The sequence below is a fragment of the Streptococcus mitis genome (genome assembly GCF_047459985.1).
GTDB classification, from domain to species: Bacteria; Bacillota; Bacilli; order Lactobacillales; family Streptococcaceae; genus Streptococcus; species Streptococcus mitis_DZ.
This window is the reverse complement of sequence record NZ_JASHHD010000006.1, coordinates 72,945-90,183: the sequence shown is the minus strand read 5'-3', so window position 1 is coordinate 90,183 and position 17,239 is coordinate 72,945. Positions and strand designations below refer to the sequence as shown.

The following is a 17,239-nucleotide window of genomic DNA, read 5'->3' as shown; positions in this document are numbered from 1 at the left end:
TATAATCAGGTTTTTCTTTGTGAAACATAGGGATTACCTCACAACTCTTCTTACCTCTATTATACGACTTTACACAAAGAAAAGCCCTTAGAAACTTGTGTTCTAAGGACTTTGTCTTCAATCTGAACAACCCTAGGAGGGTTGTTTTTCATAAGTTTATCTTAGCTTAAATCGCAAATAAGTCATTCAAGTTTTCAGCCAAGGTTGGGTGAGTGAAGATTTGTTTTGTGAAGTAAGTGTATGGGATTTTGTTGTCCATTGCAACAGTGATGATATTAATGATTTCTTGAGAACCTTCTGAGAAGATGCTTGCTCCAAGAATTTCTTTTGTTTCGGTATTAACAACAGCTTTGAAAGCTCCGCGAAGGTCTCCGTTTACGTGACCACGAGGCATTGCTGCAACAGGGATTTCCTTAACAGCGTATGGAAGTTTCAAATCAGCTGCTTGGCTTTCAGTCAAACCAACTTGTGAAAGTGCAGGTGTGATAAACATGGTGTTTGGTACATTGAGACGGTCTTCAAGTGTGTAGCTGCCATCTCCAGCAAGGTAGCTGTAAACAACACGGAAGTCATCAAGTGAAATGTAAGTAAATTGAAGGCCACCGTTGACATCTCCAACTGCAAAGACACCAGGAACGTTTGTTTGACAATGTTTGTCGACCTTGATAGCACCACGCTCCGTTAGTTCAATATCTGTATTTTCAAGTTGAAGTGGTTCTACATTTGGTTTGCGTCCAGTTGCGTAGAGAAGGGCATCGAAACGGTAAGTTTCGTTTTCAGTCACGAGGAGCACTTGGTCACCGTCGTTTTTGATTTCAGTAGTACGGATATTTTGAAGCAATTCAATGCCGTCTTCTTCCATGTATTGCTTAGCAAGAGCTGCGATGGAAGGTTCTGCACGAGGTAGGAAAGTATCCAAGGCATCTAGGACAGTGACTTTGCTTCCAAGTTTGTTGTATAGACCAGCAAATTCAAGACCGATATTTCCACCACCAAGGATTCCAAGTTTTTCAGGCAATTTGTCCAAGTTTTGGATACCTGTTGAGTCAAAGACGTTCTTGCTTGTAGCAAGTCCTGGAATTGGCAATACGTTTGAAACAGCACCAGTGTTGATGACGATTGTTTCAGCAGTCAGTTCTTGTTTTTCATCACCAGCTTGGATTTCGATGACTTTGTTTGAAAGGAAGTGAGCTTCCGAATCAAAGATATCCACACCTGTACCAGCAACAGTAGCATAGTTTTTGCCGTTAAGGCGACCAGTGATCGTGTTTTTGGTAGCAATGACTTCTTCAAAAGACAGGTCTTTCTCAGCAGCAACTAACAAAGTCTTGGTTGGGATACAACCAATGTTGATACAAGTTCCACCGTACATATCCTTGTTGCGCTCGATAAGAGCTACTTTTTTTCCAGCAGAAGCTAGTTTGGCAGCAAGAGTTTTACCTGCCTTACCAAATCCAATGACAATTAAATCGTATGTTAACATTTTTAAATCCTCCTATTTGATTTCATTCTAGCACAAGAAAAAAACTTTTGCACAATTCTGCTACGCTTTAAAAAAGTTTATGAAATAGTGGAAATTTTAGTCTCATTTTCTTAGAAAAATCGTTTACATGACTTTATCGACGGATTGGGCTATCTTTTGCTCTGGTCTTGTGTTATACTAGATAGGTTGCAAAGAAAACAGTACTTTTCTTTTGTGGAAAAGAAGCAACACGATTTTGTATCCAGTATATGAAAATACGTCATAAAAAGAAAAGTATACACTAAGCCCTATAGGGTGGCTTCGCACCACCTTTAGAAAGAAGAATAACGTGAAATTTAATGAATTTAACTTGTCTGCTGATTTGCTAGCAGAGATTGAAAAAGCTGGTTTTGTAGAAGCCAGTCCTATCCAAGAACAAACTATTCCCTTGGCTCTAGAAGACAAGGACGTTATCGGTCAAGCTCAGACTGGTACAGGAAAAACTGCAGCCTTTGGCTTGCCAACCCTTGAAAAAATCCGTACAGAAGAAGCGACTATCCAAGCCTTGGTCATCGCTCCAACTCGTGAACTAGCTGTCCAAAGTCAAGAAGAACTCTTCCGCTTTGGTCGTAGTAAGGGAGTCAAAGTTCGCTCAGTATATGGCGGCTCAAGCATTGAAAAACAAATTAAGGCTCTTAAATCTGGTGCCCATATCGTGGTGGGAACTCCAGGTCGTCTTTTGGACTTGATTAAACGCAAGGCCTTGAAATTACAAGATATTGAAACCCTTATCCTTGACGAAGCGGATGAAATGCTCAACATGGGCTTCCTTGAAGATATCGAAGCAATCATTTCTCGTGTTCCTGAAAACCGTCAAACTTTGCTCTTCTCAGCAACTATGCCAGATGCCATCAAACGTATTGGTGTTCAGTTTATGAAAGAACCTGAGCATGTCAAGATTGCTGCCAAGGAATTGACAACAGAATTGGTTGACCAATACTATATCCGAGTTAAGGAACAAGAAAAATTTGATACTATGACTCGTCTCATGGATGTGGAACAACCAGAACTTGCTATCGTATTTGGTCGTACCAAACGTCGTGTGGATGAATTGACTCGTGGTCTTAAAATCCGTGGTTTCCGTGCAGAAGGAATTCATGGCGACCTAGACCAAAACAAACGTCTTCGTGTCCTTCGTGACTTTAAAAATGGCAATCTTGATGTTTTGGTTGCGACAGACGTGGCAGCGCGTGGTTTGGATATTTCAGGCGTGACCCATGTCTATAACTACGATATTCCACAAGATCCTGAAAGTTATGTTCACCGTATCGGTCGTACAGGTCGTGCTGGTAAGTCAGGTCAGTCTATTACTTTTGTTGCTCCAAACGAAATGGGCTACCTTCAAATTATTGAAAACTTGACCAAGAAACGCATGAAAGGTCTCAAACCTGCAAGTGCAGAAGAAGCCTTCCAAGCTAAAAAACAGGTAGCTCTCAAGAAAATTGAACGTGATTTTGCAGATGAAACCATTCGTGCCAACTTTGAGAAATTTGGCAAGGATGCTCGTAAGCTAGCTGCCGAATTTACTCCAGAAGAATTGGCAATGTATATCTTGAGTCTGACTGTTCAAGATCCAGATAGCCTTCCAGAAGTGGAGATTGCACGTGAAAAACCACTGCCATTTAAACCATCAGGTAATGGCTTCGGTGGTAAAGCTAAGGGAGGTCGTGGAGGCCGTCGTGGAGACGACCGTCGAGACCGTGATCGCCGTGGCAATGGTCGCCGTGATGATTTCAAAAAAGGAAGTCGTGGCAATGATCGTTTTGATAAGGAAAAACGTTACCGTAAGGATAATAAAAAACCACGCACTACTTCAAGCGAAAAGAAAACAGGCTTTGTTATTCGTAACAAGGGAGATAAATAAGAAAAAGCGGTTCAAAATGAATCGCTTTTTTATATAAGGAGACCGAATGGAAAAGAAAGATAAATAAAATAGATATATTATCTTCTTGTAATATTATAATACACAAAAATAGGGAGCTTGTCAATAGAAAAGAAGCAATTTAATTAAAAATATTCTTGTTTTTTCAAATTGCAATTAAATAAGCAATTTTCAGATAATTATTGAAATAAAGACTTTTCTATGTTATAATGGAAGCGATTATATGCGAGGTAAAAAATGGCACATTTATTAGAAAAAACTAGAAAAATTACTTCTATCCTGAAGCGCTCGGAGGAGCAGTTGCAGGAAGAACTCCCCTACAATGCGATTACCCGTCAATTGGCAGATATTATTGACTGTAACGCTTGTATCGTCAATAGCAAGGGACGTCTCCTTGGCTATTTTATGCGTTATAAAACCAATACAGATCGTGTAGAGCAGTTCTTCCAAACTAAGATTTTCCCTGATGACTACATTCAGGGTGCGAACATGATTTATGATACAGAAGCCAATCTGACAGTGGATCATGATTTGAGCATTTTCCCTGTGGAAAGTCGTGCCGACTTTCCAGATGGTTTGACAACTATTGCACCGATTCATGTATCAGGGATTCGCCTTGGCTCTTTGATTATTTGGCGCAATGATAAAAAATTCGAAGATGAGGACTTGATCCTTGTTGAGATTGCCAGTACCGTTGTTGGGATTCAACTCCTCAACTTCCAACGTGAAGAAGATGAGAAAAATATCCGTCGCCGTACTGCTGTCACCATGGCGGTTAATACCCTTTCTTATTCCGAACTTCGTGCTGTTTCAGCCATTTTAGGGGAATTAAATGGAAATGAAGGGCAGTTAACTGCGTCTGTAATTGCAGACCGTATTGGAATCACCCGCTCTGTGATTGTCAATGCCCTTCGTAAACTTGAGTCTGCAGGGATTATTGAAAGTCGCTCACTTGGAATGAAGGGAACCTATCTTAAGGTCTTGATTTCAGATATTTTTGAAGAAGTGAAGAAAAGAGATTACTAATGGCTAAGGCTTTAATTTCTATTGATTATACAGAAGATTTTGTGGCAGATAGTGGAAAATTGACAGCAGGCGCTCCAGCTCAGGCAATTTCGGAAGCTATTAGCAAGGTGACTCGATTAGCTTTTGAAAGAGGGGATTACATCTTCTTTACCATCGATGCTCACGAAGAAAACGATTGTTTCCATCCAGAAAGCAAACTATTTCCTCCTCACAATTTGATTGGGACTAGTGGACGCAATTTATATGGAGATTTGGGGACCTTTTATCAAGAGCATGGTTCAGACAGTCGTGTCTTTTGGATGGATAAACGCCATTATTCAGCATTTTCAGGGACAGACCTGGATATTCGTTTGAGAGAGCGTCGAATTTCTACAGTTATCTTAACAGGAGTCTTGACGGATATTTGTGTCCTGCATACAGCTATAGATGCCTATAATCTAGGATATGATATTGAGATTGTTAAACCAGCTGTTGCTTCCATCTGGCCTGAAAATCACCAATTTGCTCTAGGTCATTTCAAAAATACACTTGGAGCTAAGTTAATAGATGAAAATCTAAATGAAATTTCAGAGTAATTTGGTTGATGAAATGAAAAAAATTTGAAAAAAGTGTTGACAAGCATCCCAAAAGTTGATATACTAGTAAAGTAATCGACGCGGGGATGGCGGAATTGGCAGACGCGCAGGACTAAGGATCCTGTGACCGCTTTAGGTCGTGAGGGTTCAAGTCCCTCTCTCCGCATAGGATAAGAGTTAGCTTAGGCTAGCTCTTTTATTTTCATCTAATTCAAGTAGAGCAAAAAATTTTTGCTCTTTTTTTTGTATTTCATAAACATTTCATATTTGGATTTTATAATAGTCTTACAAATATGGAGGTGACAAATGAATCCAATCCAAAGAGCTTGGGCTTATGTCAGCAGAAAACGACTGAGAAGTTTTATTTTATTTCTGATTTTATTGGTTCTATTAGCAGGAATTTCAGCCTGTTTGACGCTGATGAAGTCCAACAAAACAGTGGAAACCAATCTTTACAAATCACTCAATACATCTTTTTCTATTAAGAAGATAGAAAATGGTCAGACCTTCAAGTTGTCAGACCTAGCGTCTGTGAGCAAGATTAAGGGACTGGAAACTGTTTCTCCTGAACTCGAGACGGTCGCAAAACTAAAAGACAAGGAAGCAGTGAGTGGAGAACAGAGCGTGGAGCGTGATGATTTGTCAGCTGCGGACAAGAACTTAGTTAGCTTAACGGCTCTTGAAGATTCATCTAAGGATGTGACCTTTACTAGCTCGGCTTTCAACTTAAAAGAAGGCCGACACCTTCAAAAAGGGGATTCAAAGAAAATTCTCATCCACGAAGAGTTGGCTAAGAAGAATGGTCTTTCGCTTCATGACGAGATTGGTTTAGAAGCTGGTCAGTCAGAATCTGGCAAGGGACAAACAGTTGAGTTTGAAATTGTCGGCATCTTTTCTGGTAAAAAACAAGAGAAATTTACAGGCTTGTCTTCTGACTTCAGTGAAAACCAGGTCTTTACAGACTATGAAAGCAGTCAAACTCTTTTGGGTAATGGTGAACCTCTAGTCAGTGCAGCTCGCTTCTATGTAGAAAATCCTAAGGAAATGGACGGACTTATGAAGCAGGTGGAAAACTTGTCCTTGGAAAATCAAGGCTACCAAGTCGAGAAGGAAAACAAGGCTTTTGAACAAATCAAAGACTCAGTTGCAACCTTCCAAACCTTTCTGACCATTTTCCTTTATGGGATGTTGATAGCAGGAGCAGGAGCCTTAATTCTGGTCTTGTCTCTCTGGTTGAGAGAACGGGTCTACGAGGTGGGAATTTTACTTGCACTTGGAAAAGGCAAGAGCTCAATCTTCCTACGGTTCTGTTTAGAGGTAGTTTTGGTATCTCTCGGAGCTTTGCTTCCAGCATTTGTTGCAGGAAATGCTATCACAACTTACCTACTCCAAACTCTATTAGCAAGTGGAGATCAGGTAGCCTTACAAGACACACTAGCCAAAGCAAGCGGCTTATCAACCAGCATCTTATCTTTTGCAGAATCCTATGTCTTTCTGTTGTTGATTAGTTGCTTATCTGTAGCTCTTTGTTTCCTATTCTTATTTAGAAAATCACCGAAAGAAATTTTATCATCTATTAGTTAATACTCTTCGAAAATCTCTTCAAACTGCGTCAGTTTTATCTGCAACCTCAAAGCTGTGCTTTGAGCAACCTGCAGCTAGCTTCCTAGTTTGATCTTTGATTTTTATTGAGTATAAGAAGGAGAAATCATGACTTTATTACAATTACAAGATCTTACCTACCGTTATAAGAACACTGCTGAGGCAGTTTTATATCAGATTAATTATAATTTTGAACCTGGGAAATTTTACAGTATTATTGGGGAGTCAGGAGCAGGAAAATCCACTCTCTTGTCCCTGCTTGCTGGCCTAGATAGTCCTGTTGAAGGTTCTATCCTTTTCCAAGGAGAGGACATTCGTAAGAAGGGCTATTCTTATCATCGCATGCACCATATTTCCCTGGTCTTTCAAAATTATAACTTGATAGATTATCTTTCTCCATTGGAAAATATCCGCTTAGTTAATAAAAAAGCTAGCAAGGAAACCCTTCTTGAGCTTGGTTTGGATGAAAGTCAGATCAAGCGGAATGTTCTCCAGTTATCAGGTGGTCAACAGCAACGTGTTGCCATTGCTCGTAGTTTAGTATCAGAAGCTCCAGTCATTCTAGCTGATGAGCCAACAGGAAATCTGGATCCTAAAACTGCTGGAGATATTGTCGAACTGCTCAAATCACTTGCCCAGAAAACAGGTAAATGTGTCATTGTCGTAACCCACAGCAAAGAAGTGGCACAAGCGTCAGATATTACACTTGAGTTGAAAGATAAGAAATTGACTGAAACTCGCAATACTACGAAATAATATGAGCTTTTTCTGTTAGAACTACAAATATAAAATAGAACAACATCTAGAAAGGGAACCTATGTTACACAACGCATTTGCCTATGTTACAAGGAAGTTTTTCAAATCGATTGTTATCTTCCTGATTATTCTCCTCATGGCGAGCTTGAGTTTGGTCGGCTTGTCGATCAAGGGAGCTACTGCCAAGGCTTCTCAGGAGACTTTTAAAAATATCACCAATAGTTTCTCTATGCAAATCAATCGTCGCGTCAATCAAGGAACGCCTCGTGGTGCTGGGAATATTAAGGGTGAGGACATCAAAAAAATCACTGAAAACAAGGCCATCGAGTCTTATGTTAAACGCATCAACGCTATCGGAGATTTGACTGGATATGAACTCATCGAAACGCCAGAAACCAAGAAGAATCTGACACCTGATCGTGCCAAACACTTTGGAAGTAGCTTGATGATTACAGGTGTCAATGATTCCTCTAAAGAAGACAAGTTTGTCTCTGGTTCTTATAAGCTGGTCGAAGGTGAGCACCTAACCAACGATGACAAAGACAATATCCTCTTGCACAAGGATTTGGCAGCCAAACATGGCTGGAAAGTAGGGGATAAGGTCAAACTAGACTCTAATATCTACGATGCAGACAATGAAAAAGGTGCCAAGGAAACAGTCGAAGTAACCATCAAGGGTCTCTTTGATGGTCACAATAAATCAGCAGTAACCTACTCACAAGAGCTATACGAAAATACAGCTATCACAGATATCCATACGGCTGCTAAACTATATGGATACACAGAAGAAACAGCTATTTATGGGGACGCAACCTTCTTTGTAACAGCGGACAAGAACTTGGATGATGTCATGAAAGAGTTGAATGGCATCAGCGGTATCAACTGGAAGAGCTATACACTCGTTAAGAGCTCATCTAACTACCCAGCTCTTGAGCAATCCATCTCTGGTATGTACAAGATGGCCAACCTCCTCTTCTGGGGTAGCTTGAGTTTCTCAGTTCTTCTCCTTGCCCTCTTGCTTAGCCTTTGGATCAATGCCCGTCGCAAGGAAGTGGGAATTCTCCTCTCTATCGGACTCAAGCAGACAAGTATCTTGGGTCAATTTATCACCGAATCCATCTTGATTGCCATCCCAGCTCTGGTTTCTGCTTATTTCTTAGCTAACTACACAGCGCGTGCCATCGGAAATACTTTCCTTGCCAATGTCACTTCAGGTGTTGCTAAGCAAGCTAGCAAGGCTGCTCAAGCCTCTAACCTTGGTGGTGGTGCAGAAGTAGATGGCTTTAGCAAGACCTTGTCGAGCCTAGACATTTCCATTCAGACATCAGACTTTATCATCGTCTTTGTCCTTGCCTTGGTTCTAGTGGTTCTCGTTATGGCGCTTGCTTCAAGCAATCTCCTTAGAAAACAACCAAAAGAGCTCTTGCTCGATAGCGAATAACAAACTTGCTACCTATTCTCCCCTAAATGGGGTATAATATAGGTAGCATTTTTATCTATTTCATCTTGATAAGGTCTCTACCTTTCAGGGTGAAACTGAGATGACTTATAAGAAATTTAAAGGAATGTGAAAGATTTTTCTATGAAAATTTTAATTGTAGAAGATGAAGAGATGATTCGTGAGGGCATCAGTGACTATTTGACGGATTGTGGTTATGAAACCATTGAGGCAGCAGATGGAGAAGAAGCGCTAGAGCAATTTTCCAATCATCAAGTAGACTTGGTTCTCTTAGATATTCAAATGCCGAAACTCAATGGTTTAGAGGTTTTGTCAGAAATCCGTAAAAGTAGCCAAGTTCCGGTCTTGATGTTGACAGCCTTTCAGGATGAAGAATATAAGATGAGTGCCTTTGCCTCTCTGGCAGATGGCTATCTGGAAAAACCCTTCTCCCTCTCCCTCTTAAAAGTGAGGGTAGACGCGATTTTCAAGCGCTATTACGATACGGGACGAATCTTCTCTTATAAGGATGCCAAGGTGGATTTTGAGAGCTACAGTGCAAGCCTAGCAGGAGAGGAAGTAGCCATCAATGCTAAAGAGTTGGAAATTCTTGATTATTTGGTGAAAAATGAAGGAAGGGCCTTGACTCGATCTCAGATTATTGATGCTGTCTGGAAGGTGACAGATGAGGTGCCTTTTGACCGTGTCATTGATGTTTATATCAAGGAATTGCGAAAAAAGTTAGACTTGGATTGCATCCTCACTGTGCGCAATGTTGGTTATAAATTGGAGCGAAAATGAAACGAACAGGTTTATTTACAAAGATATTTATCTATACCTTCTCGATTTTTAGTGTTCTGGTCGTCTGTCTTCATTTAGCCATTTATTTTCTCTTTCCGTCAACTTATCTGAGCCATCGTCAGGAAACCATTGGCCAGAAAGCGACAGCCATTGCCCAATCCCTAGAAGGTAAGGATAGGCAGAGCATCGAGCAAGTGTTAGACTTGTATTCCCAGACTAGTGATATCAAGGGAGCGGTCAAGGGCGAGATGACCGAGGACAAGTTAGAAGTCAAGGACAGCCTTCCTCTGGATACAGATCGCCAGACCACCTCTCTCTTTATCGAAGAGCGCGAGGTGAAAACGCAAGACGGTGGCACTATGACCCTGCAATTTTTAGCTTCCATGGATTTGCAAAAGGAAGCAGAGCAGATCAGTCTCCAGTTTCTACCCTATACCCTGCTGGCTTCCTTTCTGATTTCCCTCTTGGTGGCCTACATCTATGCTCGGACCATTGTCGCTCCGATTTTGGAAATCAAGCGAGTGACCCGTCGGATGATGGATTTGGATGCCCAAGTGCGTTTGCGCGTGGATTCTAAGGATGAGATTGGTGATCTCAAGGAACAAATCAATAGCCTCTACCAGCATCTTTTGACTGTCATTGCGGACTTGCATGACAAGAATGAAGCCATTCTCCAGCTGGAAAAAATGAAGGTTGAGTTTTTACGAGGTGCTTCGCATGAACTGAAAACACCTCTGGCTAGTTTGAAAATCCTGATCGAAAACATGAAAGAAAATGTCGGTCGTTATAAGGATAGAGACCACTATCTGGGAGTTGCCTTGGGGATTGTGGATGAGCTCAATCACCACGTTCTCCAGATACTTTCTCTCTCGTCTGTACAGGAATTACGAGATGATAGGGAACAAATTGACTTACTCCAGATGACGCAAAGTCTGGTTAAGGATTATGTTCTGCTAGCCAAGGAAAGAGATCTCCAGATAGACAATAGTTTGACTCATCAGCAGGCTTATCTAAACCCATCTGTCATGAAGTTGATTCTGTCTAACCTCATCAGTAATGCTATCAAGCACTCTGTTCCAGGTGGTTTGGTTCGAATTGGAGAAAGAGAAGGGGAACTTTTTATAGAAAATAGCTGTAGCCCTGAAGAACAAGAAAAACTAGCCCAATCTTTTTCTGATAATGCTAGTCGCAAGGCCAAGGGTTCTGGGATGGGACTCTTTGTGGTTAAGAGTCTATTAGAACATGAAAAATTAGCTTATCGTTTCGAGATGGAGGAGAATCATTTGACCTTCTTTATAGCTTTTCCAAAAGTCACCCAAGACTAGGGAGAGAAAGGGTTTACATAGATGAAGCTAGAAGAAATTCAATCGAAACCATGGGAAAAACTAGATTTTTTTGTCAAAAAGTGATAAAATGAACAATGTAAATGGGATGACCCATAAAAATATACAGGAGGCCTGATAAAATGGCAATCGTTTCAGCAGAAAAATTTGTCCAAGCAGCTCGTGACAACGGTTATGCAGTTGGTGGATTTAACACAAACAACCTTGAGTGGACTCAAGCTATCTTGCGCGCAGCAGAAGCTAAAAAAGCTCCAGTTTTGATCCAAACTTCAATGGGTGCTGCTAAATACATGGGTGGTTACAAAGTTGCTCGTAACTTGATCGCTAACCTTGTTGAATCAATGGGTATCACTGTACCAGTAGCTATCCACCTTGACCACGGTCACTACGAAGATGCACTTGAGTGTATCGAAGTTGGTTACACTTCAATCATGTTTGACGGTTCACACCTTCCAGTTGAAGAAAACCTTAAATTGGCTAAAGAAGTTGTTGAAAAAGCACACGCTAAAGGTATCTCAGTAGAAGCTGAAGTTGGTACTATCGGTGGTGAAGAAGACGGAATCATCGGTAAAGGTGAATTGGCTCCAATCGAAGACGCTAAAGCAATGGTTGAAACTGGTATCGACTTCTTGGCAGCTGGTATCGGTAACATCCACGGTCCTTACCCTGCAAACTGGGAAGGTCTTGACCTTGACCACTTGCAAAAATTGACAGAAGCTCTTCCAGGATTCCCAATCGTATTGCACGGTGGATCAGGTATTCCTGATGAGCAAATCCAAGCAGCTATCAAACTTGGTGTTGCTAAAGTTAACGTTAACACTGAATGCCAAATCGCATTCGCTAACGCAACTCGTAAATTTGCTCGTGACTACGAAGCAAACGAAGCAGAATACGACAAGAAGAAACTCTTCGACCCACGTAAATTCTTGGCTGACGGTGTAAAAGCTATCCAAGCATCAGTTGAAGAACGTATCGACGTATTCGGTTCAGAAGGTAAAGCTTAATCTAGCTTAACCATACAAAACAGAAACCTACCCATTGGGTGGGTTTTTTGTGTCTGGAGTTTTAGAGAATATACTGAAGAAGAATAATCTAAATTTGCTAAAAGAGTCTAATTTTTGTACAATAATGCTATGAAAAAACTGAAAAAATGGAGTCTTGGGTTTCTTAGTTTCATTCTTTTGTTTTTAGGGGCAACATTTATCTTTCACCGTATTAGTCTAGAGAAGGAGCGAGCCTCCCTAAATCCTATGGGGAAAACAGTTCTTGTCAATGGGCACAAAATGAATGTTTACGTTGAAGGGGATGGTCCAGAGACTATAGTAGTTCTCTCAGGTGCTGGAATTGCCTCTCCGATCTTGGACTTTAAGAATTTAACAGATTCCCTATCAAAAAACTATAAAATTGTCGTAGTCGAGAGAGCTGGATATGGTTATAGTGATGATAGCAATCATTCAAGAGATGTGATGGAGATTTTGTCTGAGACGCGTCAAGCTCTTTCACAAGTAAATGTCAAAGGTCCTTTTATCATTTTGTCTCATTCCATGGCTAGTCTTGAGAGCTTAGCTTGGCAGGAAAAATATCCTGATGAAGTGAAAACTTTGGTTGGGTTAGATTGGGCACTGCCAGCTAGTTATGAGAATTTAAAGGACAATCAAGCCTTGCTTACTGTGGCCTATTGGACTAGCAAGATTGGCTTATTACGCTACTTCCCTGAGTCTTTTTATATAAAAAATCCAACTCTGAACGAAAGTGAACGAAAAAAATATAAACTTCTAGCTTATAAGCAGTTGATGTCACAAGCCATGCTTCATGAATCCCAAACGGTAAATGAAAATGCCAAGAAAGTTCCCTCAAACATTAATCCGAAAATTCCCACCTTACTACTGGTGTCTAACGGTCAAGGAACTAGTTTTGGTCAATCAGAATGGCAACGCTACGCAGAGAAATTTGCTAGTGGACAGTCTAATGTGAAAGTCATCTATATGGATATACCACACGACCTTTATCATTATCAAAATCATGAGGTTGTTTCTCGCATTGAAGATTTTTTAAAGAGTAATTGAGGGGTTAGAAAACATTTTAGACTGATGGCAATAATTAAATGCTGAAGGATTAACAGTAGAATCGTGAGTTTTTCGATTAAAAAAATTCTTTTTCTTAACAATAAACCTGTCCTTCTGGGCAGGTTTTATTGGTGTTTTAAGGAAACGATGAAACCAGAAATTTTGATTAAAAGTATTATTTTAAGAGAAAATTTTCAAATTTATAAACTTTAGGCAAACGCTTGCATTCTGTTTTTTATTGGATTATAATAGGTTGGTATAAAGCCTTCTGTAAAGATAAAATGTAGCAGATTTAGAAAGTAAGGATTTAGAATATTTGTAATCAAAAATACAATGTTGCTATTCCTTACGCTAGGGAGATAGATATGGCAATGATAGAAGTGGAACATCTTCAGAAAAATTTTGTGAAGACTGTTAAGGAACCTGGTTTGAAGGGAGCTTTGCGCTCCTTTATTCGTCCTGAAAAGCAGACCTTTGAAGCGGTCAAGGATTTGACTTTTGAAGTTCCAAAGGGGCAGATTTTAGGATTTATCGGGGCAAATGGTGCTGGGAAGTCAACAACCATCAAAATGCTGACAGGGATTTTAAAGCCGACATCTGGTTTTTGTCGGATTAACGGCAAGATACCTCAGGACAATCGCCAAGATTATGTCAAGGATATCGGGGTTGTCTTTGGGCAACGAACCCAGCTATGGTGGGATTTGGCACTGCAAGAGACCTACACGGTTTTAAAAGAAATTTATGATGTGCCAGACTCGCTCTTCCATAAGCGTATGGACTTTTTGAATGAAGTTTTGGATTTGAAGGACTTTATCAAGGATCCCGTGCGAACTCTTTCACTGGGGCAACGGATGCGGGCGGACATTGCAGCTTCCTTGCTTCATAATCCCAAGGTTCTCTTTTTAGATGAACCAACCATTGGGTTGGACGTTTCGGTCAAGGATAACATTCGCCGAGCTATCACTCAGATTAACCAAGAGGAAGAGACTACTATTCTCTTGACCACTCACGACCTGAGCGACATTGAGCAACTTTGTGATCGAATTTTTATGATTGACAAGGGGCAAGAGATTTTTGATGGAACGGTTAGCCAGCTCAAGGAAACCTTTGGCAAGATGAAGACTATCTCCTTTGAACTAGTACCAGGTCAAAGTCATCTAGTTTCTCACTATGAAGGCTTTTCGGATATGACCATTGATAGACAAGGAAACAGTCTGACTATTGAATTCGATAGCTCCCGCTACCAGTCGGCTGATATTATCAAGCAAACCCTGTCTGATTTTGAAATCCGCGATTTGAAGATGCTGGATACGGATATTGAGGATATTATCCGTCGCTTCTACCGAAAGGAGCTCTAAGATGGTCAAATTGTGGAGACGTTATAAACCCTTTATCAATGCAGGGGTTCAGGAGTTGATTACCTATCGAGTCAACTTTCTTCTTTATCGGATTGGCGATGTCATGGGTGCTTTTGTGGCCTTTTATCTCTGGAAGGCGGTCTTTGATTCATCGCAAGAGTCTTTGATTCAGGGCTTCAGTATGGCGGATATCACCCTCTACATCATCATGAGTTTTGTGACCAATCTTCTGACTAGGTCGGATTCTTCCTTTATGATTGGTGATGAGGTCAAGGATGGTTCTATTATCATGCGCTTGTTGAGACCAGTGCATTTTGCAGCTTCTTACCTCTTTACGGAACTTGGATCCAAGTGGTTGATTTTTATATCTGTTGGACTGCCATTTTTAAGTGTTATTGTATTGATGAAAATTTTATCTGGTCAAGGGGCTGTAGAAGTACTGGGATTGACCATTCTTTATCTCTTTAGCTTAACCCTAGCCTACCTGATTAACTTTTTCTTTAATATCTGCTTTGGATTTTCAGCCTTTGTGTTTAAGAATCTATGGGGCTCCAATCTACTCAAGACTTCCATAGTGGCCTTTATGTCTGGAAGTTTGATTCCCTTGGCTTTCTTTCCAAAGATCGTTTCAGATATTCTGTCCTTCTTGCCTTTTTCATCCTTGATTTATACTCCAGTTATGATTATCGTTGGGAAATACGATGCCAGTCAGATTCTTCAGGCACTTTTGCTACAGTTCTTCTGGCTCTTGGTGATGCTTGGCTTGTCTCAGTTGATCTGGAAACAAGTCCAGTCTTTCATTACCATTCAGGGAGGTTAGTATGAAAAAATATCAACGCATGCATCTGATTTTTATCAGACAATATATCAAACAAATCATGGAATACAAGGTGGATTTTGTGGTGGGTGTCTTGGGAGTTTTTCTGACTCAAGGCTTGAACCTCTTGTTTCTCAATGTGCTCTTTCAACACATCCCTTCTCTAGAAGGCTGGACTTTTCAGGAGATTGCATTTATTTATGGTTTTTCCTTAATTCCCAAGGGATTGGATCATCTCTTTTTTGATAATCTCTGGGCACTAGGGCAACGCCTAGTCCGAAAAGGAGAGTTTGACAAATACCTGACTCGTCCTATCAATCCTCTCTTTCACATCCTCGTTGAAACCTTTCAGATTGATGCCTTGGGCGAACTTTTGGTTGGTGGTATCCTACTGGGGACAACAGTGACCAGCATTGCTTGGACTCTTCCAAAATTCCTGATTTTTCTAGTCTGTATTCCTTTTGCGACCTTGATTTATACATCCTTGAAAATCGCGACCGCCAGTATCGCTTTTTGGACCAAGCAGTCAGGAGCCATGATTTACATTTTCTATATGTTCAATGATTTTGCTAAGTATCCGATTTCCATTTACAATTCGCTTCTTCGTTGGTTGATTAGCTTCATCGTGCCTTTTGCCTTTACGGCCTACTATCCTGCCAGCTATTTCTTGCAGGACAAGGATGGATTCTTTAATATCGGAGGTTTGATTCTGATTTCTCTTATCTTCTTTGGCATCTCTCTAAAACTCTGGGATAGGGGCTTGGATGCCTACGAAAGTGCGGGTTCTTAAGTTGAATACTATCAAAGCCTTGTCTCAGGACAGGCTTTTTCTAATAGAGATGAAAATTTCTTGACATCTATTCTCAGAGTGCTATACTATAAGTGTAATCGCCGATTTAGCTCAGTTGGTAGAGCAAGGTACTCGTAAAGCCTAGGTCACAGGTTCAATCCCTGCAATCGGCAAAGTGAAGAAGTCTTATCAGGCTTCTTTTTCTTTTTAAAGAAAATCAGACCACTTAGACCGATATATAGACCAGATAGGCAAAAGAACTTGTTCTTGAAAATGAGCTCTGTTATAATGATTTTTGTAAGGGACGGGAGGTGTCAATATCAGATAACTCAAGTTCTTATACTCTTCGAAAATCAAATTCAAACCACGTCAGCGTCCATCTGCAACCTCAAAACAGTGTTTTGAGCAACCTGTGGCTAGCTTTCTAGTTTGCTCTTTGATTTTCATTGAGTATTAAAAAAGAAATTGGAGATAAACAAATGAAAAAATTATTGGGGATTGTATTTTTAGTAGCAGCAGCGACAGTAGTGTATTTTGGTTCTGTTGGCTGGCCAAGTTTGGATGTCAACCTCTGGTCATTGATTCCAGTAGGCTTGTTCCTCTTTTTCACTCTGGAGAATCTTTTGAAAAAAGACTACAAGGCTAGTCTGATGTGTTTGATTATTGCCTTTATCATCGCAAATGCAATTTTGGATCTTTTGCCAATTTCAAGTGGATTGGTAATTGGAGCAGGAGTACTGGCTTGTGTAGGTATTGGATACCTCTTTCCTGATAAAGAAGGAAAATAGGATTTATTGAAAATAGATAAAGAAAAACACTTCAATCACTGTATTTTAGTTTGATTGAGGTGTTTTCGATTTAGTTTTTTATTTCTGGGTCATCAATTCAACAATCATCTCGATATACATGACAAGGGTTAATAAAAATCCTGCACGCCAGAAGAATTTGATGAATTTAGGATAGTAAAAGCTGCGTTTTTTCAGAAGGAAGAAAAAAACGAGAATAATGGCTAGGACTGAGAGGGCTAGGCCCAATCTAGGGAGGAAATTATGGGTAAAAGTTTTAGCTGTAATGAGGTAATATTCAAATACTAAAACTGGAAAAGCTAAATCCGCAAAGTTTCGTCCTAGTTTTTTTAATCTAAAAAGTTTGGTTATGATAATGCAGACTACCAAGGTCAGTATCAATAATAAAATAGATGCTAATTTCATTAAAATCATACCCATATTGTATCATAAAAAATGGCTAATGGAAACGAGAAAC

16 protein-coding genes and 2 tRNA genes are annotated in these 17,239 nt (G+C 40.2%); 16 read left to right on the top strand and 2 right to left on the bottom strand.

The genetic code is table 11. The features are described from left to right. Positions 1-166: 166 nt before the first annotated feature. On the bottom strand, positions 167-1,483 hold the full coding sequence (locus QM959_RS05350) for an FAD-containing oxidoreductase (protein ID WP_414371903.1): 1,317 nt from the start codon (positions 1,481-1,483) through the stop codon (positions 167-169). Positions 1,484-1,811: 328 nt separating this feature from the next. Here QM959_RS05350 and QM959_RS05345 point away from each other — a divergent pair, with 328 nt between their 5' ends. The 16 genes from QM959_RS05345 to QM959_RS05270 all read left to right on the top strand — a co-directional run bounded on the left by QM959_RS05345 (position 1,812) and on the right by QM959_RS05270 (position 16,764). Further along, the gene (locus QM959_RS05345) at positions 1,812-3,386 is read left to right on the top strand and encodes a DEAD/DEAH box helicase (protein ID WP_414371901.1); all 1,575 of its coding nucleotides are present in this window, start codon (positions 1,812-1,814) and stop codon (positions 3,384-3,386) included. A gap of 255 nt (positions 3,387-3,641) precedes the next feature. Then, entirely contained in the window at positions 3,642-4,430 is a 789-nt protein-coding gene (gene codY / locus QM959_RS05340; protein ID WP_000940738.1) for a GTP-sensing pleiotropic transcriptional regulator CodY, read from the top strand. Then, positions 4,430-5,005 carry a cysteine hydrolase family protein gene (locus QM959_RS05335; RefSeq protein WP_414371899.1) on the top strand — a complete coding sequence of 192 codons (576 nt, stop codon included), beginning with the start codon at positions 4,430-4,432 and terminating at the stop codon, positions 5,003-5,005. Before codY ends, QM959_RS05335 begins: the two co-directional genes overlap by 1 nt. A gap of 80 nt (positions 5,006-5,085) precedes the next feature. Continuing rightward, positions 5,086-5,171: transfer RNA gene (locus QM959_RS05330), tRNA-Leu, on the top strand. Positions 5,172-5,311: 140 nt separating this feature from the next. Continuing rightward, the gene (locus tag QM959_RS05325) at positions 5,312-6,589 is read left to right on the top strand and encodes an ABC transporter permease (protein ID WP_414371897.1); all 1,278 of its coding nucleotides are present in this window, start codon (positions 5,312-5,314) and stop codon (positions 6,587-6,589) included. A 126-nt stretch (positions 6,590-6,715) separates the two neighbouring features. Then, the gene (gene vex2 / locus QM959_RS05320; protein WP_414371895.1) at positions 6,716-7,363 is read left to right on the top strand and encodes an ABC transporter ATP-binding subunit Vex2; all 648 of its coding nucleotides are present in this window, start codon (positions 6,716-6,718) and stop codon (positions 7,361-7,363) included. Between the two features lie 61 nt (positions 7,364-7,424). After that, positions 7,425-8,804: an ABC transporter permease subunit Vex3 gene (vex3, locus tag QM959_RS05315; protein WP_414371893.1), complete on the top strand. Its 1,380-nt coding sequence runs from the start codon at positions 7,425-7,427 to the stop codon at positions 8,802-8,804. Positions 8,805-8,945: 141 nt separating this feature from the next. Then, positions 8,946-9,602, top strand: coding sequence for a response regulator transcription factor VncR (gene vncR / locus QM959_RS05310; protein ID WP_414371891.1), 657 nt, complete (start codon positions 8,946-8,948; stop codon positions 9,600-9,602). Next, complete coding sequence (gene vncS, locus QM959_RS05305; protein ID WP_414371889.1) at positions 9,599-10,927, top strand: sensor histidine kinase VncS; 1,329 nt, start codon at positions 9,599-9,601, stop codon at positions 10,925-10,927. The genes vncR and vncS overlap by 4 nt, the downstream gene beginning before the upstream one ends. A gap of 140 nt (positions 10,928-11,067) precedes the next feature. Next, a complete protein-coding gene (locus QM959_RS05300; RefSeq protein ID WP_001019001.1) occupies positions 11,068-11,949 on the top strand; it encodes a class II fructose-bisphosphate aldolase in 882 nt (293 codons plus the stop codon). A gap of 129 nt (positions 11,950-12,078) precedes the next feature. Next, positions 12,079-13,011, top strand: coding sequence for an alpha/beta fold hydrolase (locus QM959_RS05295; protein ID WP_414371887.1), 933 nt, complete (start codon positions 12,079-12,081; stop codon positions 13,009-13,011). A gap of 365 nt (positions 13,012-13,376) precedes the next feature. Further along, a complete protein-coding gene (locus QM959_RS05290; RefSeq protein ID WP_414371886.1) occupies positions 13,377-14,369 on the top strand; it encodes an ABC transporter ATP-binding protein in 993 nt (330 codons plus the stop codon). 1 nt (position 14,370) lies between these two features. Then, a complete protein-coding gene (locus tag QM959_RS05285; protein ID WP_414371884.1) occupies positions 14,371-15,189 on the top strand; it encodes an ABC transporter permease in 819 nt (272 codons plus the stop codon). A gap of 1 nt (position 15,190) precedes the next feature. Further along, positions 15,191-15,976 carry an ABC transporter permease gene (locus QM959_RS05280; protein WP_414371882.1) on the top strand — a complete coding sequence of 262 codons (786 nt, stop codon included), beginning with the start codon at positions 15,191-15,193 and terminating at the stop codon, positions 15,974-15,976. 100 nt (positions 15,977-16,076) lie between these two features. Beyond that, positions 16,077-16,149: transfer RNA gene (locus QM959_RS05275), tRNA-Thr, on the top strand. Between the two features lie 306 nt (positions 16,150-16,455). Next, complete coding sequence (locus tag QM959_RS05270; protein WP_001815396.1) at positions 16,456-16,764, top strand: hypothetical protein; 309 nt, start codon at positions 16,456-16,458, stop codon at positions 16,762-16,764. 78 nt (positions 16,765-16,842) lie between these two features. On the opposite strand, the gene QM959_RS05265 is transcribed toward QM959_RS05270, so the two are convergent. Further along, positions 16,843-17,202, bottom strand: coding sequence for a DUF3397 domain-containing protein (locus tag QM959_RS05265; protein ID WP_411864946.1), 360 nt, complete (start codon positions 17,200-17,202; stop codon positions 16,843-16,845). Between the last annotated feature and the right edge of the window lie 37 nt (positions 17,203-17,239).